Below are 20,947 nucleotides of genomic sequence, written 5' to 3' on the forward strand. Positions count from 1 at the left end.
CGACGTCCTCGTCAACGTTCCGCTTCTCCTGCCAAGCGATCGGCACGACCGGGGCGGCTGGGGCTGCTGCTGCGTCGCCCGGCTGCACGAAGGAGACAAGATGCCTGAAGTGACACGAAGGAAACTTCTCGGAGCCGGTGCGGCTGGGGCTGGTGTCACGCTGCTGCCGGCGGGGTGGACCGCAGCCGCTCGGGCCGGGTCGACCGCACCCCCACAGGTGCTGGCAGCCAACGACATGGCGTTGTGGTACGACGAGCCGGCGGGTACGGATTGGTTACGTGCTCTGCCGATTGGTAACGGCCGGCTGGGCGCGATGGTGTTCGGGAATGTCGACACCGAGCGGCTGCAGCTGAACGAGGACACCGTCTGGGCCGGTGGCCCGTATGACTCGGCCAACACCCGCGGTGCGGCCAACCTGGCGGAGATTCGGCGGCGGGTCTTCGCCGATCAGTGGACGCAGGCGCAGGATCTGATCAACCAGACCATGCTGGGCAGCCCGGTCGGGCAGTTGGCCTACCAGCCGGTCGGCGACCTTCGGCTGGCTTTTGGCAGTGCCAGCGGGGCGTCGCAGTACCAGCGGACCCTCGATCTGACCACGGCCACCACTACCACCAGCTACGTCCTCAACGGGGTGCGGTTTCAGCGTGAGGTCTTCGCCAGCGCACCGGGCCAGGTGATCGTGATCCGGTTGACCGCTGACCGGGCAAACGCGATCACGTTCACCGCCACGTTCGGCAGCCCGCAACGGACGACCGTGTCCAGCCCGGACGCCGCCACGATCGGCCTCGACGGTGTTTCCGGCAACATGGAGGGCATCACCGGGCAGGTCCGGTTCCTCGCCCTGGCCAATGCCGCCGTGAGCGGCGGTACGGTCAGCAGCTCCGGCGGCACGCTGCGGGTCTCCGGCGCGACAAGCGTCACCCTGTTGGTGTCGATCGGTTCCAGTTACGTCAACTATCGAACCGTCAACGGCGACCACCAGGGCATCGCGCGGCGGCACCTCGACGCGGCCCGCGCCATCGGCTTCGACCAGTTGCGCGGCCGACATGTGGCCGACTATCAGACGCTGTTCAACCGGGTGTCGATCGATCTGGGACGCACGACGGCCGCCGACCAAACCACCGACGTGCGGATCGCCCAGCACGCGAGCGTCAACGATCCCCAGTTCTCCGCGCTGCTGTTCCAGTACGGTCGCTACCTGCTGATCTCCTCCTCGCGGCCGGGCAGCCAACCGGCGAACCTGCAGGGGATCTGGAATGACCAGATGGCCCCGTCCTGGGACTCGAAGTACACAATCAACGCGAACCTGCCGATGAACTACTGGCCGGCCGACACCACCAACCTGGCCGAGTGTTACCTGCCGGTCTTCGACATGATCAAAGATCTGACGGTGACCGGCGCCCGCACTGCGCAGGCGCAGTACGGCGCAGGGGGTTGGGTCACCCACCACAACACCGACGCGTGGCGCGGCTCGTCGGTGGTCGACGAGGCCCTGTGGGGAATGTGGCAGACCGGCGGCGCCTGGCTGGCCACCATGATCTGGGACCACTACCAGTTCACCGGAGACGTCGAGTTCCTGCGCGCCAACTACCCGGCCATGAAGGGTGCTGCCCAGTTCTTCCTCGACACGCTGGTCAGCCACCCGACGCTCGGCTACCTCGTCACCAATCCGTCGAACTCACCCGAGCTGCGTCATCACACGAACGCCAGCGTGTGCGCGGGGCCGACGATGGACAATCAGATCCTGCGTGACCTGTTCAATGGCGTCGCATGGGCCGCCGAAGTCCTCAACGTGGATGCCACCTACCGCGCCCAGGTACTGACTGCCCGGGACCGGCTGCCGCCGACGCGGGTCGGGTCCCGCGGCAACGTCCAGGAATGGCTCGCCGACTGGGTGGAGACCGAGCGGACTCACCGGCACGTCTCCCACCTGTACGGGCTGCACCCCAGCAACCAGATCACCAAACGCGGCACACCACAACTGCACCAGGCCGCCCGACAGACCCTGGAACTGCGCGGCGACGACGGCACCGGCTGGTCACTCGCCTGGAAGATCAACTATTGGGCTCGACTGGAAGAGGCCACCCGCGCCCACAAGCTCCTCGGCGACCTGGTGCGCACCGACCGGCTCGCACCGAACATGTTCGACCTGCACCCGCCCTTCCAGATCGACGGCAACTTCGGCGCCACCTCCGGCATCGCCGAAATGCTGCTCCAAAGCCACAACAACGAACTGCACCTACTGCCCGCACTACCACCCGCCTGGCCAACCGGACAGGTCACCGGGCTCCGGGGCCGCGGCGGATACACCGTCGGCGCCGCGTGGAGCAGCAGCCGAATCGAGCTCGTCGTCACTCCCGATCGCGCCGGACCCATCCGCGTTCGCAACCGGATCTTCGCCGGCACCTTCGAACTGCGCGACGAGACGAGCGGCAGCGCCGTCCAGCCAACGCGGATCGACGCCGATCTCGTGGAGTTCACCGGCCAGGCCGGCCACACCTACCGCGCGGCCGGGGTCAACTCGGGGCCGGTCGAGGCGGGTGCGTACTACCGGCTCGTGGCCCAGCACAGCGGCAAGGCCGCCGACATCAACGGTGCGTCCACCGCCGCCGGTGCGTCGCTGATCCAGTGGCAGAGCTCCAGCGGACAGAACCAGCAGTTCGAGTTTCTGTCGGCGGACGGGGGCCACTTCCGGATCAGGGCGCGGCACAGCGGCCTGTTCCTGCAGGCCGTCAGCAACAGCACTGGCGCCGACATCACCCAGCAACCCGGCACAACCAACGCCGCCAGCCAGCAATGGCGGGTCGACGACCAGGGCGGCGGGGTGGTCAGACTCATCAACCGGCAAAGCGGTCTGGCAATGGACGTTTGGCAGGCTTCGACCGCCGACGGTGCCCGCATCTCCCAGTGGACACCCGGCACCGGCGCCAACCAGCGATTCAAACTCCAACGAATCTAGCGTGTGTCAAAGACCTCGGTCGAGCCCGCCGCAGGCCGGCCAGGGGCTTTGCACACGCCCCAGGGGCCTTCGAGGCTGTCTCGTAGCTACAGACCGGGCAAGGGCAGGGTGGTCCACTGCGTGTCGGTGTATCGGGTGTGTTGTCAGCGCCGCGTCAATCGCGGCTCTGACACTCACTCGGATAGTGATCTTTGCGGTGGGTCACGGTGTGGCCCTTACTCAGTTGTAGGTGAGACGTCACAGTTCGCCTGCGACCACCGGTCGGCGTGATCTGCCAGAAGGCGCTGGTTAGCCCGGCACGCCCGGCGGCGGATCCGGAGGCTGATAAGCCACGCCCCGCACATACACAACTGGCGCTCGTACACCCGAGGCGGGTGGTCGTCGTTCGGTGACGGCCACCCGCCTCGGGTGGGTTGGTGTGCGATCGTCCGGCCGGTGTCGTCTCAGCGGTGTGGTGCTGCCTCAGCATCGTGGTCGGTCGGACCGGTCGGGTCCTCCCCTACCAGCGCCACCAGTAGTACAGGGAGTTGTTGGCCGAGCGTGCCGGCGGGGCGCCCCAGCCCTGCGACCAGTTGGCCTCGTAGTAGTTCTTGTAGCGCTGGTAGTAGTTGCCGCTCACCACCTGATGGACGTTGCTGTGTTCGAGTCCCTGGTTCGCGTCGTAGCGAAGATAGTGGCCGGCGGTCATGCCGAGCGCGGACTCGGTTGAGATGGTGTCGTCGTCGTCCGAGCCGATGAGGGTCCAGTCGGTGCCCTGCGCTGACTGCGGACTCTGATAGAGCGCGTTGAGCAACGCGGAGCCGGGGGACATCTCGGCGCACTGCCGGTAGCCGTAGGTGGCTGCGCAGGCGCTCGCCCGGTTCGTGCCGCGGTGGGGCGTGCCGATGGTCACGACGTCCTCGATATAGAGGTACGGGGGCCACCCGCTGCCCTTGGCGGCCACACCGGTCAGCGCCGAGCGGACGATGAGTCCGCCCATGGAATGAGCTACGACGTCGACCGAGATGTTGTTCTTCGAGAAGGAGGTGTAGATGTTCCAGGCCAGGAGGCGACCCAGCTCGTAGATGGACACATCACGATCTCCGTTCTCCCGGATGACCGTGTTGCAGCCGTTGTCGCCCTTGTAGAAGCTCACCGTGTGGTACGAGCCCTTCCAGCCCCACGAGCGCATGGCATCCGCCGTCGGCTTCCAATAACCCTCCCAGCAGTGGTGGCCGGGATCGCGCCCCAGCAGGTCGAAGGTGAACCCGGGCACGAAGTAGACAGGTTCGTTGAAGCTGTCGTCGCGAGCGGGCGCTGCGTGCGCGGCAGCGCCGGTGCCCACCACTCCCACGACCGTAGCCAGTGCCGCTGTCACGACGAGCGCCAACATCTTCTTCAGCAAGTCTGACCTCCGAGCGATGGATGATGATGATGGTCTGCTCATCGCAGCACCGGAGGGGGAACGAACTCAATGCATCGATGCGTGCGGAACCATGCCGAACAGCCTCGAACGCGGTATCTGAACGCGCTGCTCAACGCGATCTCCGGCTATGAGGGGAGGTTGTCGTGAAAGGACAGTTGGTCGTGCCGGCATCTCCGCCGCCGAGTCCGGATGAGGTCAGCAGCATCGCGGAGTTCGTCGCGGCCCTACGCCGAATGAGAGACTGGTCAGGGCAGACCTATCGGCAGCTCACGCGTCGCGCGGAGACTGCCGGCGACATCCTGCCCGCGAGCACGACGGTGACCATGCTGAGCCGCTCCAGCCTTCCCCGAGAAGAGTTGGTCTCGGCGTTCGTCCGGGCTTGCGGGCTGGACGAGGCCACTGCCGCTCGCTGGGTAGCCCTTCGTGGTGCCCTCGCGTCCAACTCCACCTCCGGCGGGGGCACATCGCCGATCCCACGCGAAGGCCGGTGGCACGCTCTCGAACGCGACGTCGTGCCGGCCATGCTGCCCACGGACATCGCCGATTTCACCGGCCGCGAAGAGGACGTCACGGCGTTGTGTCAGCATTTGTTGGGCCTGGATCAGGACACGCGTCGCCACCATGCCACGCCCGTCGCGACCATCAGCGGTATGGGCGGCGTGGGCAAGACAACTCTCGCAGTGCACGTCGGGCATCGGCTGACCACGGCGTATCCGGATGGCCAACTCTATGTGAACCTGCGTGGAGTCGATACGTCACCGCTGCGGTCCGGCGATGTGCTGGCAAAGTTCCTCCGCGCGCTGGGCGTGGACAGCCGGATGATTCCCGCCGACGAGGCCGAGCGTGCCGAACTGCTCCGTACCCACCTCGCTGGCCGGCGGGTGCTGCTGTTGCTGGACAACGCCGCCAGCGAGGAGCAGGTCCGACCCATCATCCCAGGGACCGCGACATGCGCGGTGGTGATTACCAGCCGATCGCGGCTGACAGGCATCGAGGGCGCGCGGCGACTCGACGTGGATGTGTTTCCACCGGCCGCCGCGCTGCGGCTGCTGGCCGCTGTCGCCGGGGGCGACCGAGTCACCGCGGAGCACCTTGATGCGACGCAGATCGTCACCCTGTGCGGCGGGCTACCGCTCGCGATCCGCGTGGCTGGCGCCCGGCTCGCCGGCCGACCCGCCTGGCGTCTCGGACATCTGGCGACGATGCTCGGCGACGAGCGACGACGACTGGACTGGTTGGCAACCGGTGACCTGGCCGTTCGCGCCTCGCTGACGTTGAGTTACCAAGCGCTCGATGAGCGGACACGTGGGCTGTTGCGCCTTCTGAGCGTCTTCGACCTGCCGGACTTCCCAGCGTGGTTGGTCGCGGTCGTGCTCGAGGAGACGCTCGCGAGCGGCGTCGCACATGCCGAGGCGCTGGTGGACGCCCAACTGCTCACTGCCGCCGGCAGCGATGTCTGCGGCCAGCAGCGGTACCGGATTCATGATCTGGTCCGGCTGTTCGCGAGGGAACGTGCCAGTCAGGAGGAGACCGGCGAGGCCGTGGCGACGGCCCTGCGTCGTGGTTTCGGTGGGTGGCTCGCCATCGCCGAGCGGATGGCTAGGCACATGCCGGGGCCCTGCTACGCGGCGATCAGTGGTCCGGCCCGGCGCCCGCCGATGGACTGGTCCCACCCGGACCTGTCGGCCCCCGATCCAGGACTGTGGTTCGACGCCGAACGGGCGACGCTGCTCTCCACCATCCGCCAAGCGTGCGCGCTCGGTTATGACGATTTCGCGTTCGACCTGGCGGGATGCATGGAGAAGTACTTCGACGTGCGCGGCATGTACCGCGACTGGGCCGACGTCAACACCGAGGTCATGTCCGTGTGCCAGGCCGCAGGCAACCGTCTGGGTGAGGCGGTCATGCTGCGCGGACTCATCGACCTCACCACGTGGATCGACGACCGGCCGGCCGGCGACGCCATGTCCCGCCAGCATGACGAAGCGGCGCGGCTGCTGGAGATGTTCACCCACCTGCGGCACGAGCCGGGCATGTCCGACGCCGCGGTGATGTGTGCGTGGGCACTCGCGGCCGCCGGCGACCATTCCGCGGCCGCTGCCCGTGCCAGTGAGGCTCTGCAGCTCGCCGAACGGTCGGGTCATCGAGGCGGTCGGATCCGAGCTCGGCTCGCGCTGTCCCTGATCAGCTACGAGCAGGGACGATTCGCCGACGCCGCGCTGCTCACCGAGATGCTCGACGAGGCACGTGCGTTGAACAATCCGCGCTGGGTCGCGACCGTACTGCAGTTCGCCGGCACCGCGCTTGCCGATCTCGGTCACTTCGCCCGCAGCCAACAGATGCTGCACGAGTCGCTGAGCATCGCCCAGCGCTACGGCGACACCTACACCGAGGTGTTCACGCTTGTCGCCTTGGCCCGCCTCGACCTGCGGCGGGGAGCGTCGACCGCACGGGAGACGGCCGAGGCGGCGGTGGCGCTCAGCCGCGAATACAACATGACCCACCACCTGGCCGAGGCGCTGCTCCTCCTGGGCGAGATCGAGTTGACCGAGGACCACGCCGCGGAGGCGATCGACCGCCTGGAGGAGTCCGTGGCGCTCTGGAGGACACGTGGCTGGCATTCGCTGCACGCCACGGCACTCGAACGCCTCGGCCACGCCTATGCGCGCACTGGTTCGCCAGCCGCCCAACAAGCGTTCGACGAGGCCCGCGTGCTCTCCGCCCGCCTCCTCGTCACCGCCGGACGCGGACTGAAAATCGACCAGAGAGCGAAGCCGGCGTAGGGAGTGGTCGCCAGCAGCGGGCCAACCGTCCGAGGGCGCGCGGTCAGCCGCGTTTGGCGGTGTTCCGAACACAGCCGAACGCCGAATCCGTTGTGTCGCTTGCTCGACAGCTGATGCGATGACCACACATTTCCGAACCGCCTCTTCGAGAGGAACGTGATCACGTGCGAACCACCACAGGGCTGCGACGCGTATTCGTGACCGCCTTGGTCGTCCTGCTCAGCCCGGTCGTACTCGTCCAACCGGCGCAGGCCAACGCGGAACGCTGCGTGGACAACTGGAGCGGCAACCTGTGCCTGCAAACGACCAACTCCGGCGCCACCGTGTCCAGGGCCAAGGCCATCCTGAGGTTCCATTCCTGGTACTGCGGCGGCCCGTTCGGGGCGGACCGGGACGACACCGAGATGTACTTCACGCTCTGGGGGACCCGGAGCAACGGTTCCAGTTTCGCCATGAGCGGCTCGGGTGCGTGCGACGTCAACGGCACATACGCCCGCCCGGCGGAAGCGGAGTACAAGACCTTCGTCGTCAACACGACGTTCAAGTCGCGGTCCAAGCTGTGCCTGCGGGCCGACTTCCAGTCCTCCACGTCCGGCGACGACAACTACGCCTGCTACATCGTGCCGTGAGCAACGTTCCCCCGTACCGAAGGAAGGTTTCCTCATCATGCGTCTGACGGCGCGGGTCGCGACGGTGCTCTCTCTGGCTGCTGTCGCCGTGGCCACGGCGGCAGCGCCGGCCGCGGCGGAAAAACTGACGGCATACTGCGGAGACACCTATGGCCCTGATAACGGCTGGCACCGATGTGGGATCGCGACATTCGACGATCCCGGCAACATCGAGAAGATCACGGTCATGGACCAGAACAGGGACGGCCACAGCGTTGTCGCCGTCTGGCAGAACCAGTCGACCGGTGCGTACAGCAACGTGTGGCACGTCGACGGCGTCGCGAACAGCACGGTGGAATACGTCGACTACCTCGCCGAGGGCACGCCGGTGCGCTTCAAGGTGTGTGCCGGTGAAGGCGGCAGTCTGCAGATTCTCAGTTCGACCTGCAGCCAGTGGATTCACCTCACCGCGTAGCCCATCCGGAGGAGCACCCCTATGCGCTACCAACATCGTCTTGCCGCCCGGATCGCGCTCGTCGCCACCGGGATCGTCGCCACCCTGCTGCTCGGCACTGCCCCAGCATCCGCTGCGGAGGGCGACATCAGGGTCAGCAGCTCGTCCTCGCCCTACAGCGAATGCTGGTACGACGGATTCGACGGCAGCTGGAGCGGTGACGCCAGCTCGTCCGGATCCAGGATCACGTTCAACATCTGTTGGAGCGGTAACCGTGCCGTAGTCGACGGAGCGGTGTATGACACCGCACCGGACGGCCGGGCAGGCCGGGCCTGGCTGCAGTACCAATACTGGAACAACCCCATCGAAGGCTGGCGTTGGCACGCGCCGGTCCTACTCGCCACCACGTCCGGCGGCCAGGGTGCCGTGCGGTACTTCAGCGGCAACAGCGAACTCCTCAATGTCCGCAACTACCAGATCAGGACCTGCGCCGGGCCTGGCACCGACCGGTGCAGCAACTGGCGATAGCCCGTTACCTCCGGATGGTCTCCGGCCGGAGGCTCCTTCACCGCCCGGCTCGGCAGGACGCGCCACCGATCATACGGCTGATCGGAGGTGTCATCGCCGAGCCGGGCAGCGTCGGTGAGGGCCGCCGGACGGGCTCATGCTCTCCGCGATCGCAGATGCCCGTCCGGGATACCGGCCGGGCATCGTCCTGCTCAATCGCCGCTCAGGATCCGTCGCCTGTAGCGGCGCGCAGGCCCGCCGAGCCGCTGAGCTCGCGGGTGCGACTGCGTCGGACAAGGCGACCGGCGGCACGGCGGTGCCGACCGGCCGTGGGACCCGAGGGTCGCAGAGCGTTACGACCTCGGTATGGCTCGGAAACAGTGTCCGGCAAGCATCGGACAGGTGAGCGCATCGTCCATGATCGATACGCACTGCCCCTACTGCGCCATGCAGTGCGGGATATCCCTGACCATCGGCGACGGGCCGCCTCGGCTGGCACCCACCGAGTTCCCGGTCAACAGGGGCGGTCTGTGCGCCAAGGGATGGACGGCTGCCGACCTTATCGACCACGGTGACCGGCTGCTGAACCCGCTCGTCCGTAAGGATCCCGCCGACCGCACCAGCCCGTTGCGACCGGCAAGCTGGGACGAGGCCCTCGACCGTATCGTCGACGCCATCCGTACCAGCCAACACCGGTACGGCCCGGACAGCGTCGGGGCCTTCGGTGGCGGCGGGCTGACCAACGAGAAGGCGTACGCGCTGGGCAAGTTCGTCCGGGTGGCGCTGCGGTCGGCGTCGATCGACTACAACGGCCGGTTCTGTATGTCGTCCGCGGCGACCGCTTCGAACCGCTCCCTCGGGATCGACCGTGGCCTGCCGTTTCCCCTGGCCGACATCGCCCAGGCGCAGGCCGTGCTGCTGGTCGGCGCAAATCCGGCTGACGCGTTGCCGCCGTCCATGCAGTACTTCGACGCCGGTCGGGCCGCCGGCGCACGGCACGTCGTCGTCGACCCCCGCCGTACGACCACCGCGGGGGGCGCTCATCTCCACCTGCAGCCACTGCCGGGCACGGACCTCGCACTGGCGAACGGGCTGCTGCACGTCGCGATCCGCGAGGGCCTGGTCGACGAGACGTACGTGCGCGACCGCACGAGCGGCTTCGACGCGGTCCGGGCCACCGTGGCGGCGTACTGGCCGGACCGGGTGGAGCGGATGACCGGCGTACCGGAACGGGACCTGCGGGAGACGGTACGGCTGCTGGCGACCGCGACGTCGGCGATGGTGCTCACGGCTCGCGGCGCCGAGCAGCACAGCAACGGCACGGACACCGCGCAGGCGTACCTCAATCTGGCCCTCGCCCTGGGCCTGCCCGGTCGGCCCTACTCCGGCTACGGCACGATCACCGGGCAGGGCAACGGGCAGGGTGGCCGCGAGCACGGGCAGAAAGCCGATCAACTGCCCGGCTACCGGCGCCTGGACGACCCCGCGGCGCGCGCACACGTCGCCGCCGTCTGGGGCATCGACCCGGACGAGCTGCCCCGGCCGGGCCGGTCGGCCTGGGAGATGCTCGATCGGCTCGGGACCGACGACGGGGTACGCGTGCTGCTCGTGCTCGCCAGCAACATCGCCGTGTCGGCCCCGCACGCCAACCGGGTGATGGACCGCCTGCGGGCGCTGGACCTGCTGGTCGTCTCCGACATCTTCCTCTCCGAGACCGCAGCCGTGGCCGACGTGGTGCTGCCCACGGCCCAGTGGGCGGAGGAGGACGGCACGATGACGAATCTGGAGGGGCGCGTCATCCGCCGTAGGCGGGCCCTGTCGCCGCCGCCGCAGGTCCGCACCGACCTGCGGATGCTCGCCGACCTCGCCGGCCGGCTCGGGCGCGGCCGCTACTTCGACGACGATCCGCGCCGCGTCTTCGACGAGTTGCGCCGGGCCAGCGCCGGTGGGACAGCCGACTACGCCGGGATCACGTACGAGCGCATCGACGCGGAGCAGGGGGTCTTCTGGCCGTGCCCGAGCGAGGACCATCCCGGTACGCCACGGCTGTTCACCGACCGGTTCCCGACCGCCGACGGGCGGGCGAGGTTCTTCCGGGTGGAGCACCGCGATCCGGCGGAGATGCCCGACGCCGACTATCCGTACGTGCTGACCACCGGCCGCAACATGCAGCAGTACCAGAGCGGCAACCAGACCCGCCGGGTCGGCGCCCTGACCATGGCGCTGCCGGACGCCCGGGCGGAGCTGCACCCGGACCTCGCCCGTCGGTACGGCATCGCCGACAACGACGTGGTGGAACTGCGCAGTCGACGCGGGCGGGCGCTCTTCCGGGCGCGCCTCACCAACGGCATCCGCCGGGACACCATCTTCGCACCGTTCCACTGGGCCGGCAGCTCCGCCGTGAACGCGCTGACCGACCCGGCGCTGGACCGCCATTCGCGGATGCCGGCCTTCAAGGCCTGCGCGGTGTCGATCGCGCGCGCGGGCGGCCCGGACGACACCGACCTGTTGACCAACCCACCGCCCAATCCAGCATCTCTTTGAGCAAGGGAGCGTCGCTGTGCACACCACTCCCCGTTTCTTGCAAGGCGTCTACAGCTTCGAGGGCAAGGGCCTCGACCGGCCCGGCCTGGTCGACGGCTCGCTCAGCTACGTGGTGCCGGACGGCGTCGTCGCCCAGCCGGTCTACTTCCGGGGCGGCAATGCCAGTGATGAGTTGATCTGTGTCCTGCTCGTGCGCGACGGCCAGCCGATGCGGTACTTCCCGATCGGCGCGAAGTCCGACGTCCACGTGCCGCTGCGGGTGGTCGAGGACCTCGACTCCGGCACCGGTCTCGAGGTGCACGTGGCGGCGCCTGCCGGGGTGTCCGGCACCGTGATCGTCGACCTGGGGCTGGTCGAGGTCTGATGGACGACGTCGACAAGCGCCGGCGCCTCGTCGTGGTGGGCAACGGGATGGCCGGCGCCCGCACGGTCGAGGAGGTCCTCGAACGCGGCGGGGGCGACCAGTTCGCCATCACGATGTTCGGCGAGGAGCCGTACGGCAACTACAACCGCATCCTGCTCTCCAACGTGCTCTCCGGGGTCGACGACGAGGCGGGCATCTTCCTCAACGACATGTCGTGGTACGCGGAGAACGGCATCACCCTGCACGCCGGCACCCGGGTCACCCGCATCGACCGCTTCGCGCGACGGATCTACGCGGACGACGGCACCGAGACGCCGTACGACAAGCTGATCATCGCCACCGGCAGCCGGGCGTTCGTCCCGCCGATTCCCGGCCTCCACCGCCCTGGGCGCGGCTACCACCAGGGAGTGTTCGCGTTTCGCACCATCGACGACACCCGCAACATGATCCGGTACGCCCGCGAGCACGAGCGCGCGGTGGTGATCGGGGGCGGCCTGCTCGGTCTGGAGGCCGCCCGCGGCCTGCAGAACCACCTGGCCCACGTGACCCTGGTGCACGCCGCCGGCCATCTGATGAACGCTCAGCTGGACGCTCAGGCGGGCGCGATCCTGCGGCGCAGCATCGAGCGACTCGGCATCGAGGTCGTCCTCGGCGCGCACACCACCGAGGTGCTCGGCAAGCACGCCGTGACGGGGGTCAAGCTCAAGGACGGTCGGAGCATCGCCTGCGACGTCGTCGTCGTGGCCGCCGGCATCCGGGCGAACGCCGAGATGGCCGCGACCAGCGGGCTGCCGGTGGAGCGGGGCATCGTCGTCGACGACCAGATGCGCGTGCAGGACGAGGTCGACATCTACTCGGTCGGCGAGTGCGCCCAGCACCGCGGCGAGACGTACGGTCTGGTGGCTCCGCTGTGGGAGCAGGCGCGGGTGCTCGCCGACCACATCACCGGGACGAACCCGAACGCGGCGTACCACGGCTCCCGGCTGGCCACGAAGCTCAAGGTGGCGGGCGTGGACGTCGCCTCGATGGGGTTGAAGGAGGCGGAACGCGACGACGACGAGACGGTCGTCTTCGCCGAGCCGCGCAAGGGCGTCTACAAGAGCATCATCATCCGTGACGACCGGCTCGTCGGCGCGACGCTCCTCGGCGACGTGCGGAAGGTCGCGTTCCTCATGCAGGCCTTCGACCGTGGGCTCGCCCTGCCGACGGAGCGGGTCGAGATGTTGTTCGACCTCGGCGCGCCGTCGGCCGACGTGAGTGCCGCGGAGCTCGGCGACGACGTGCAGGTGTGCAACTGCAACGGAGTCACCAAACGGGCGCTTGTCGGCACCGTGCAGGGCGGCGTGAAGACGCTCACCGGTGTCATGGACGCCACCCGTGCCGGCAAGGGCTGCGGGTCGTGCAAGGGCCTGGTCGCCCAGATCGTCGAGTGGGCCGCCGACGGCAGGGTGGAGGACGACCCGGCCGCGAGCTGGTACGTCCCCGGTTTGCCGATGCCCAAGGCGGAGCTGATGGCGGTGATCCGCGAACGCGGCCTGAAATCCGTCTCCGCGGTGTTCGCCACCCTCGTGCCCGGCGGCGAGGAGGATGCGAAGAGCAAGATGGGCCTGGCCTCGCTGCTGCGGATGATGTGGGGCGACGAGTACGTCGACGAACGCGACGCCCGCTTCATCAACGACCGGGTACACGCCAACATCCAGCGAGACGGCACCTTCTCGGTCGTCCCCCAGATCAAGGGCGGCGTGACCACACCGGCGCAGCTCAAGCGGATCGCCGAGGTGGCCGAGAAGTACTCCGTACCGCTGGTGAAGATCACCGGCGGCCAGCGCATCGATCTGCTCGGCATCCGCAAGGAAGACCTGCCGAAGGTGTGGGCGGACCTCGACATGCCCTCCGGGTACGCGTACGGCAAGAGCTTCCGTACGGTCAAGACCTGCGTCGGCTCCGACTTCTGCCGCTTCGGTGTCGGCGACTCCACCGCTCTCGGCATCGCGATCGAGGACCGGTTCAAGGCCATCGAGGGCCCCGGCAAGATGAAGCTCGCCGTCACCGGCTGCCCCCGTAACTGCGCCGAGGCGTACGTGAAGGATCTTGGTGTGGTCGCCGTCGACGGCGGCAGGTGGGAGATCTACGTCGGCGGGGCCGCCGGCGCCCACGTACGCAAGGGGGACCTCCTGGCCGTCGTCGACTCGCCCGACGAGGTCATCACGCTGACCGGCCGGTTCCTGCAGTACTACCGCGAGAGCGCGAACTGGTTGGAACGCACGTACGCGTGGGTGCCCCGGCTGGGCATCGACCACATCCGGGCGGTGGTGGTCGACGACAGCGACGGCATCGCGGCACGGCTCGACGCGGCCATGGCTGCCTCCGTGGCCGCGTACCGGGACCCGTGGCTGGAACGGCGCGAGCCGGTCACTCCGGGGCAGTTCCGTACCTCCCTGCCGTTGACGGTCCTGCCTCAGGTGCCGGTCCGCGAAGCCGTCCCGGTCCCGGGGCCGGGGCCGGTGGTGCCGTCGATCGGCTCCGCGGTGCCGGGGGGTGGCCCGGCTGCCGTGCCGGGGGGCGACTCGGCCGGCAACGGCCACGGTGGCAACGGCCTTCAGGGGCGCGGCGACAACGGGAACGGCGCCGGTCCGGCATCCGCGAGGTGGTCTTGATGGCCAGGCTCATCGCTGTGGAACACCGGCTCGGGCCGGTCGACGAGATCCCCCTCGGGGAGGGGCGTGCCTACGCCGTGGGTGACGACATGATCGCCATCTTCCGGCTGCGTGATGGCAGCCTGCGCGCGGTGTCGGCGGTCTGCCCGCACGCCGGCGGGCCACTCGCGGACGGCCTGGTGGATATGCGGGTCGTCGTCTGCCCCCTGCACCAGAACACCTTCGAGTTGGCGACCGGCTGTTCGACCACCGGACAGTCCCCACTCACCGTGTACCGGGTCCGCGCCGACGCCGACGGACACCTGGTGGTGGGTCTGCCGCCGGCCTGAGGAGCGAACCGAGCACGGTGTCGAGCGGACCGAGGACTCACCTGGGAGGAACCATGACCACGGCCGTGCCCGGCAGCATCGAGCAGGACCGGCGCAGCCTGACCCTTCGCGGGCACTGGATCGACGACTGGCGGCCCGAGGACCCCATCTTCTGGGAACGCCGGGGAGCCCGCATTGCCCGGCGCAACCTGATCTTCTCCATCTTCTCCGAACACATCGGCTTCTCCATCTGGACGATGTGGTCGGTGCTGGTGCTGTTCCTCGGTCCGCAGTACGGCATCGATCCGGCCGGGAAATTCCTGCTCACCGCCGTGCCCGCACTGGTCGGGTCGGTGCTGCGGATCCCGTACACCCTCGCCGTGGCCCGGTTCGGCGGCCGCAACTGGACGATCATCAGTGCGTCGCTGCTGCTGGTCCCGAGCCTGCTCGGTGCCCTCCTGATCCAGCCCGGCGTCTCGTACTCGACGCTGGTGCTCATCGCCGCGCTGGCCGGCGTCGGCGGCGGGAACTTCGCCTCCTCGATGGCGAACATCAACGCGTACTACCCCGACCGGCTCAAGGGCTGGGCGCTCGGCATCAACGCCGGCGGCGGCAACCTCGGCGTCGCCGCGGTCCAGCTCGTCGGCCTGTTCGTGCTGGCGGTCCTGGGGACGGCCAGTCCCGGCGTCGTCGCCGGCATCTACCTGCCGGCGATCGTGCTGGCCGCACTCGGATCCGCGATGTTCATGGACAATCTCAGCCATGCCCGCAACGAGAAACGGGCCATGCGTGACGTCACCCGCGAACCGCACACCTGGATCATGTCCCTGCTCTACATCGGCACGTTCGGGTCGTTCATCGGCTTCGGGTTCGCCTTCGGCCAGGTGCTTCAGGTGCAGTTCGCCGACACCTTCAACACCCCGGTGAAGGCCGCGTACCTGACGTTCCTCGGACCGCTGCTCGGCTCGCTCATCCGTCCCGTGGGCGGTGTCCTGGCCGACCGGCTCGGCGGGGCCCGGGTCACCTTCGTGAACTTCGTGGCGATGGCGGTCGGCGCGTCGATCGTCCTGCTCGCCTCCCAGCAACGTTCGCTGCCGTTGTACCTGCTCGGCTTCATCGCGCTGTTCGTGTTCAGCGGCATCGGCAACGGCTCGACGTACAAGATGATCCCGGCGATCTTCCGGGCCAGGTGCGGCGTGCAGGTGACCGCCGGCGGCGCGGCCGATCCGCCCGACCGGGCGGCGGAGCACGAGGCCCGGCGCCTCTCCGGCGCGCTCATCGGCGTCGCCGGTGCCATCGGCGCGTTCGGCGGTGTCCTCGTCAATCTTGCCTTCCGGCAGTCGTTCCTGACCTACCAGACCGCGGATGCGGCCTACGTCGCCTTCATCGCCTTCTACGCGATCTGCTTCGTCATCACCTGGTACGTGTACCTGCGCCCGTCACCCGGGAGGCTTGAGGGCGTCTGACAGCCGTGGGTCAAACTCGTCAGCGGTGGTCTCCCACCGAATATCGGTGCCAATACCTCGATGACTCGCCGGGTTACCGTGTGCGCATGATCGTTGAGGACAACTCGCAGATCCCGTCGGACGCCAGCGCGGTGACCGTGGCTCGCTGGCTATCGCTGCGCGATGCTGTCGTCAGCGAGCTTCGCGCTGTTGGACTTCCTGCCTTTGCCTCGTGCAACGGCCGGACAGACAGCGACGGGCGGGTCGTCGGGATTCTTGTCGATGTCAGCACCCTGGCAGACGAGGGTGGTGTCCAGATCGACTGGCATCAGCCGGACGAGAGGTTGACGCCGATCACCCAGGCTCTCGAAGCAGGCACGGCACGCGAGGTCGTCGAGTCGATGATGGTGCGCTATGGCGGAGTCGGTCAGGTGTTGACCAACGCGGCGGTACTGGTGCTGGGCATAGCTGGATTCACTCTCGAACCATCGCGACGGACCTACAGCGCCCTCGAATACGACGTGCTGCACGGACCTGGCGAGATCGAGTTGGACGACCGCCACCAGTAGCCGATGAGCGGCGTCCGCCAGCAGCTGCCAGGTGCAACTCCGCAGCAAGGACGTTGGGGTGGTATCGGATCGGCCGGGTACTTGTGCCCGGCCATCCGGGCCGTGGACAGCCAATCATCGGCTTGTCGAAGACCGGCACGAGCCGTTTCGACACCGCACGGGTGAACGGCCACAGCCGGCTCCCGGCCCGCCGCAATATGTGCACTTACTCGGACCGGATGAAATCGGCTCCACCGGCGACGAGGATCTTCACGCTCCCGGCAGTTTACGTGATCTTGTCGCATGATACGGGGTGACGTACGTCGATCGATTGCGGTTACGATCCTTAGGTGCGCGGAATCCTTCTAGCCGGCGGCGCCCCGGAGAGCAGCGCTCCGGGGACCGGTCGGTCGATCCTGCTCGGCATGCAGACACTGCTCGACGCCGCGCTGCGGCACGAAACGCCAGGCCGGCCCGGACAGGCTCGCGCCAGCCGCCGACCGCAAGGGCCCACGACCGTCGCCACTCCCCCGACATCAGCAAGATCATGAGTGAGGTCGGAAACGCGCGAGGCATCGATCTGGAGTACGGGCTGATTGCGACAGTGCAGTGGTATCGAGACGACCGGACCTGATGGGAGCCGCTCACGGGCGACGCCACCGTGGTGATCAACGAGTGACGTAGACCATGTGTGGACACCACGCAGGTGACGGCCACCCGCATCCACGGATCGGGACGCCGCAAGGCGCCGTATCGACCTGCCGGCTTCAGCACTTCGTCGATGGAGGAGCAATGCAGCGTTCGGTCGATTGGGAACCCGGCTGCGTCGTCGCTGTCGACCAGACGACACTCCCTCACGAGATGACGGTCCTGCACATGACCGGCATCGACCAGATCATCACAGCGATTCAGCGCCTGGCGATCCGGGGCGCTCCGACCCTCGGACTGGCGGGTGGGCTCGGCGTGGCCCTGTCGGCGCACCTACGATCCGTCGCCGGCGAGGTCGATCATGCTGCCGTACGGGCGGACGCCGAACTGCTCGCGGCCGCCCGACCAACCGCCGTGAACCTGCGTTGGGGTGTCCACCGGGCGCTCGGCCGGCTCGCGGACGGCCCGGACGCCGTCCTGCAAGAGGCCCTCGACATGATCACCGAGGACGAGCGGACGAACCGTGCCGCGGCGACACGTGCCGCGGCCCTCATCCGTGAGGTGTCCCCGCGGCGGCCGATGCACGTCCTCACTCACTGCAACACCGGCCGATTGGCGACCGGTGGCTGGGGAACGGCCCTGGGCGCGATCCGAGAGCTGGCGGCCAGCCATGACCTCGGTTCGGTGCTCGCGACCGAGACCCGGCCGCTGCTGCAGGGTGCCCGACTCACCGCCTGGGAGCTGGCCGAGGCAGGCATCCCGCACCGGCTGTGTATCGACTCGGCCGCCGCGTCGGCCATGGCCGGTGGGCTGGTCGATTGCGTCGTCGTCGGCGCGGACCGCATCGCCGCGAACGGCGACACCGCCAACAAGATCGGTACCTATGCGTTGGCTCTGGCCGCAGCGCGCCACGGCATCCCGTTCATCGTCGTCGCACCGGAGTCGTCGGTCGACGTCACCACGCCGCAGGGCGCTGACATCCCCATCGAGGACCGGCCCGCCGACGAGGTTCTGGAGATCGCGGGTGCACAGATCGCGCAGCCCGGGACAGCGGTGTACAACCCCGCTTTCGACGTCACACCGATCGACTTGATCACCGCCATTGTCACCGAGGACCGGATCATCCGACCCACCCGGATCGGCGACCCCCCGCTGATCCGCCACGTGGCCGACTTCCCACAGCCGGGCGTCACCTTCCGCGATCTCGCCGGCATATACACGGACGCGCATGCTCTTGCGGCCCTCGCCCGTCGTCTGGCGGATACCTTCCGCGGACAGTGCGACCATGTCCTCGCCATCGAACCCCGGGGCTTGCCCGTCGGCACACTTGTCGCGCAACTGCTCGGCTGCCCGCTGACGTTCGCCCGCAAGGCCGGCAAGCTGCCCGGCGCGGTGCACAGCGTCCAGTACGGCCTCGAGTACGGCGCTGACACGCTCCAGGTGCAGAGGGACGCCCTTCCTCCCGGCGCCATGGTGCTGATCGTCGATGACGTCCTTGCCACCGGAGGAACCCTCGCCGCCGCAGCCGAACTGGTCTCTGCCAGCCATGCCCGCACCACGGGCTTCGGTGTGCTGCTCGAGGTCGCCGGGCTCGGCGGTATCGAGCGCCTCAACGGGCATCGCCTGGTCGTTGCCCTCGCTGCGGAAGGAGCCACCGCGTGACAGGCATCATCGACATCCGCGGCGCCGCTCACCTGGTGCGAGAAGCCGGGGAGCTGTACCTGCGGGGATGGCTCGAGGGAACGTCCGGCAACCTCTCCACGCGGCTCGACGACGCCAGCGACACGATACTCATCACCACGAGCGGACGCAGCAAGGGACGGCTGACAGAGAGCGACACCGTACCCGTCAGCGTGCGGACCGGGTTGCCCGTGCAGCCCGACGGGCCGAAGCCGTCCGCCGAGACCAGCATCCACACCGCCATCTACGCCGCCGATCCGCGCTGTGGCGCGGTCATCCACGTGCACTCCCCGCACGCCACCGCTGTCGCCGTGTTGGCGGCCCGAGCCAGCCGGACGTCGGTGCGGTTCGCCGATCTTGAGCTGATCAAGGGCCTCGGCGTCGTCGACCCGGCCAGCGTCCGCGTTCCGGTTCTTCCCAACTGGCCGGACGTCGCACGCATCGGTACCGACGTAACGAACTACCTGGCGGAGTCCGCGGCGGCACCGCCGGTGCTCCTGCTCGCCTGGCACGGCGTCACTGCCTGGGGTCCGTCGCTCGAGGTGGCCCGCAATCGCCTCGAATGCCTTGAGGCGATGTGCCAGTTGATCCTGCTCACCGCAAGTGCCGCACCGAACACCGATCTGTTCCAGGAGGGTCTGCTATGACACTGCTCCAGGTGATGCCCGCTACCGACGGCACCGACATTCGACTGCGTACCACCGACGAGGACCGCATCCGCGTCGAACTGTCCCGCTGGAACATCGTGTTCGAGCGATGGGCCACGACCCAGTCGCTCGACGCTGCCGCCGACTCCGGTCAGGTGCTCGAGGCCTACCGCGATGACGTACGCAGGATCAGCGAGGCCGGCGGCTACCGACTGGTGGACGTCGTACGCATGCGGCCCAACGACGCCGACCCGGACTGGCCAGCCACAGCCCGAGCGGCACGGGAGAAGTTTCTCGAGGAACACGTGCACGACGAGGACGAGGTCCGGTTCTTCGTCGAGGGCCGCGGGTGCTTCTATCTGAATCTGGACGGCATGGTGCATGCCGTCGTGTGCGAGGCCGGTGACCTGCTCTCCGTGCCGCGCGGCACGCGGCACTGGTTCGACATGGGCCGGCAGCCCCAGTTCACGGCGATCCGGTTCTTCCAGGAGGAGGACGGGTGGGTCGCCGACTTCACCGGCGAGCCGACCGCCCGGCAGATTCCTTACCTCGACGAGTTGATCGGCATGATCGGCACTGGTCGGTGATCCATGCCGACGCAGTCGTCCTGGACGTCGAGGGCACGTTAGGTTCCCTCGCCTTCGTCCGCGATGTTCTCTTTCCCTACTCACGGGAGCGAGTCGCCACGTACCTCGAACGCGACACGACGGATGTCCAGGACGTACTCCGGGCCACCGCGGCTCTGGTGGGCAAGCCGACGGCAACACGCGCAGAATTGGTCGTCGTCATCAACGGCTGGATCGACCAGGATGTCAAAGCGCCACCGCTCAAGGCGCTGCAGGGGATGATCTGGGCGGACGGGTACGCGAGCGGAGCGCTCACCGCACACGTCTTCGACGACGTCCCCACCGCGTTGCGGACGTGGCGTGCCGGCGGCCTCGGCGTACACCTGTTCTCCTCCGGGTCCGTCCAGGCGCAACACGACTGGCTGCGCCACACCGAGCTGGGTGATCTGCGACCGCTGGTCGACCGGCTCTTCGACGCGCAGGGCATGGGCGCCAAGACCGATCCTGCGGCGTACCAACGGATCAGCCGGGAGATCGGCGTAGCCGCGGACCGGATCCTGTTCGCCTCGGACCGGCCCGCCGAACTGGCCGCTGCCCGTACCGCCGGCTGGCACACCCTGGGTGTGCACCGGCCCGGGAACCCGCCAACGGATTTCGGCGCCCACGCCTGGGTCACTGACTTCTCGTCGGTGCGCCCGCAGCCGGCCGGCCGACCGACATGAGCCGGTCGCGGCATCAGCGTGCGACGACACCGAGATGACGGAGCTCGCGCACCGGTGCAGTGTGGTCGCCATTCCGGCACAGGCATTTCCCGACGACGTCGG

17 protein-coding genes are annotated in these 20,947 nt (G+C 68.4%); 15 read left to right on the forward strand and 2 right to left on the reverse strand.

Annotated elements, in window-relative coordinates; all coding sequences use genetic code 11:
* Positions 1 to 100 precede the first annotated feature (100 nt).
* Positions 101 to 2,959: a glycoside hydrolase N-terminal domain-containing protein gene (locus tag AB0C25_RS05415; RefSeq protein WP_357369906.1), complete on the forward strand. Its 2,859-nt coding sequence runs from the start codon at positions 101 to 103 to the stop codon at positions 2,957 to 2,959.
* 499 nt (positions 2,960 to 3,458) lie between these two features.
* Here the strand turns inward: AB0C25_RS05415 and AB0C25_RS05420 are convergent, their stop codons facing one another.
* Entirely contained in the window at positions 3,459 to 4,343 is an 885-nt protein-coding gene (locus AB0C25_RS05420) for a hypothetical protein (RefSeq protein WP_357369908.1), read from the reverse strand.
* A 164-nt stretch (positions 4,344 to 4,507) separates the two neighbouring features.
* Here AB0C25_RS05420 and AB0C25_RS05425 point away from each other — a divergent pair, with 164 nt between their 5' ends.
* The 10 genes from AB0C25_RS05425 to AB0C25_RS05470 all read left to right on the forward strand — a co-directional run bounded on the left by AB0C25_RS05425 (position 4,508) and on the right by AB0C25_RS05470 (position 16,603).
* A complete protein-coding gene (locus AB0C25_RS05425) occupies positions 4,508 to 7,147 on the forward strand; it encodes an NB-ARC domain-containing protein (protein ID WP_357369910.1) in 2,640 nt (879 codons plus the stop codon).
* 164 nt (positions 7,148 to 7,311) lie between these two features.
* Positions 7,312 to 7,776, forward strand: coding sequence for a hypothetical protein (locus AB0C25_RS05430; protein ID WP_357369912.1), 465 nt, complete (start codon positions 7,312 to 7,314; stop codon positions 7,774 to 7,776).
* Positions 7,777 to 7,813: 37 nt separating this feature from the next.
* On the forward strand, positions 7,814 to 8,230 hold the full coding sequence (locus AB0C25_RS05435) for a hypothetical protein (protein WP_357369914.1): 417 nt from the start codon (positions 7,814 to 7,816) through the stop codon (positions 8,228 to 8,230).
* A gap of 21 nt (positions 8,231 to 8,251) precedes the next feature.
* Positions 8,252 to 8,737, forward strand: a complete 486-nt coding sequence (locus AB0C25_RS05440) for a hypothetical protein (protein ID WP_357369916.1) — start codon at positions 8,252 to 8,254, stop codon at positions 8,735 to 8,737.
* Positions 8,738 to 9,133: 396 nt separating this feature from the next.
* Entirely contained in the window at positions 9,134 to 11,260 is a 2,127-nt protein-coding gene (locus AB0C25_RS05445; protein ID WP_357370133.1) for a molybdopterin oxidoreductase family protein, read from the forward strand.
* Between the two features lie 16 nt (positions 11,261 to 11,276).
* A complete protein-coding gene (locus AB0C25_RS05450; protein ID WP_357369917.1) occupies positions 11,277 to 11,624 on the forward strand; it encodes a molybdopterin oxidoreductase in 348 nt (115 codons plus the stop codon).
* On the forward strand, positions 11,624 to 14,281 hold the full coding sequence (gene nirB, locus AB0C25_RS05455; RefSeq protein WP_357369919.1) for a nitrite reductase large subunit NirB: 2,658 nt from the start codon (positions 11,624 to 11,626) through the stop codon (positions 14,279 to 14,281). Before AB0C25_RS05450 ends, nirB begins: the two co-directional genes overlap by 1 nt.
* Positions 14,281 to 14,610 (forward strand): Rieske (2Fe-2S) protein, encoded by a 330-nt coding sequence (locus AB0C25_RS05460; protein ID WP_357369921.1) that lies wholly within the window; start codon positions 14,281 to 14,283, stop codon positions 14,608 to 14,610. The genes nirB and AB0C25_RS05460 overlap by 1 nt, the downstream gene beginning before the upstream one ends.
* A gap of 53 nt (positions 14,611 to 14,663) precedes the next feature.
* Complete coding sequence (locus tag AB0C25_RS05465) at positions 14,664 to 16,055, forward strand: nitrate/nitrite transporter (protein ID WP_357369923.1); 1,392 nt, start codon at positions 14,664 to 14,666, stop codon at positions 16,053 to 16,055.
* Between the two features lie 86 nt (positions 16,056 to 16,141).
* On the forward strand, positions 16,142 to 16,603 hold the full coding sequence (locus AB0C25_RS05470) for a hypothetical protein (RefSeq protein ID WP_357369925.1): 462 nt from the start codon (positions 16,142 to 16,144) through the stop codon (positions 16,601 to 16,603).
* Here AB0C25_RS05470 and AB0C25_RS05475 read toward each other — a convergent pair.
* The gene (locus AB0C25_RS05475) at positions 16,509 to 16,808 is read right to left on the reverse strand and encodes a sugar phosphate nucleotidyltransferase (RefSeq protein ID WP_357369927.1); all 300 of its coding nucleotides are present in this window, start codon (positions 16,806 to 16,808) and stop codon (positions 16,509 to 16,511) included. The genes AB0C25_RS05470 and AB0C25_RS05475 overlap by 95 nt on opposite strands.
* A 566-nt stretch (positions 16,809 to 17,374) precedes the next feature.
* Here AB0C25_RS05475 and mtnA point away from each other — a divergent pair.
* Genes mtnA through mtnC form a run of 4 tightly spaced genes read left to right on the forward strand, consistent with a single transcriptional unit; the run spans position 17,375 to position 20,845 of the window.
* Positions 17,375 to 18,892, forward strand: coding sequence for an S-methyl-5-thioribose-1-phosphate isomerase (mtnA, locus tag AB0C25_RS05480; RefSeq protein WP_357369929.1), 1,518 nt, complete (start codon positions 17,375 to 17,377; stop codon positions 18,890 to 18,892).
* Positions 18,889 to 19,557, forward strand: coding sequence for a methylthioribulose 1-phosphate dehydratase (mtnB, locus tag AB0C25_RS05485; protein WP_357369931.1), 669 nt, complete (start codon positions 18,889 to 18,891; stop codon positions 19,555 to 19,557). The genes mtnA and mtnB overlap by 4 nt, the downstream gene beginning before the upstream one ends.
* The gene (locus AB0C25_RS05490; protein ID WP_357369935.1) at positions 19,554 to 20,144 is read left to right on the forward strand and encodes a cupin domain-containing protein; all 591 of its coding nucleotides are present in this window, start codon (positions 19,554 to 19,556) and stop codon (positions 20,142 to 20,144) included. Before mtnB ends, AB0C25_RS05490 begins: the two co-directional genes overlap by 4 nt.
* Complete coding sequence (mtnC, locus tag AB0C25_RS05495; protein WP_357369937.1) at positions 20,141 to 20,845, forward strand: acireductone synthase; 705 nt, start codon at positions 20,141 to 20,143, stop codon at positions 20,843 to 20,845. Before AB0C25_RS05490 ends, mtnC begins: the two co-directional genes overlap by 4 nt.
* Positions 20,846 to 20,947 lie beyond the last annotated feature (102 nt).

Source organism: Micromonospora sp. NPDC048839 (assembly GCF_040649915.1).
Lineage (GTDB): Bacteria > Actinomycetota > Actinomycetes > Mycobacteriales > Micromonosporaceae > Micromonospora.

Bases quoted from the DNA above. Each gene is read 5' to 3' on its own strand.
- AB0C25_RS05440 (WP_357369916.1), top strand. From the start codon at position 8,252: ATGCGCTACCAACATCGTCTTGCCGCCCGGATCGCGCTCGTCGCCACC.
- AB0C25_RS05465 (WP_357369923.1), top strand. From the start codon at position 14,664: ATGACCACGGCCGTGCCCGGCAGCATCGAGCAGGACCGGCGCAGCCTG.
- AB0C25_RS05415 (WP_357369906.1), top strand. From the start codon at position 101: ATGCCTGAAGTGACACGAAGGAAACTTCTCGGAGCCGGTGCGGCTGGG.
- nirB (WP_357369919.1), top strand. From the start codon at position 11,624: ATGGACGACGTCGACAAGCGCCGGCGCCTCGTCGTGGTGGGCAACGGG.
- AB0C25_RS05490 (WP_357369935.1), top strand. From the start codon at position 19,554: ATGACACTGCTCCAGGTGATGCCCGCTACCGACGGCACCGACATTCGA.
- AB0C25_RS05470 (WP_357369925.1), top strand. From the start codon at position 16,142: ATGATCGTTGAGGACAACTCGCAGATCCCGTCGGACGCCAGCGCGGTG.
- AB0C25_RS05445 (WP_357370133.1), top strand. From the start codon at position 9,134: ATGATCGATACGCACTGCCCCTACTGCGCCATGCAGTGCGGGATATCC.
- AB0C25_RS05435 (WP_357369914.1), top strand. From the start codon at position 7,814: ATGCGTCTGACGGCGCGGGTCGCGACGGTGCTCTCTCTGGCTGCTGTC.
- mtnA (WP_357369929.1), top strand. From the start codon at position 17,375: ATGCAGCGTTCGGTCGATTGGGAACCCGGCTGCGTCGTCGCTGTCGAC.
- AB0C25_RS05460 (WP_357369921.1), top strand. From the start codon at position 14,281: ATGGCCAGGCTCATCGCTGTGGAACACCGGCTCGGGCCGGTCGACGAG.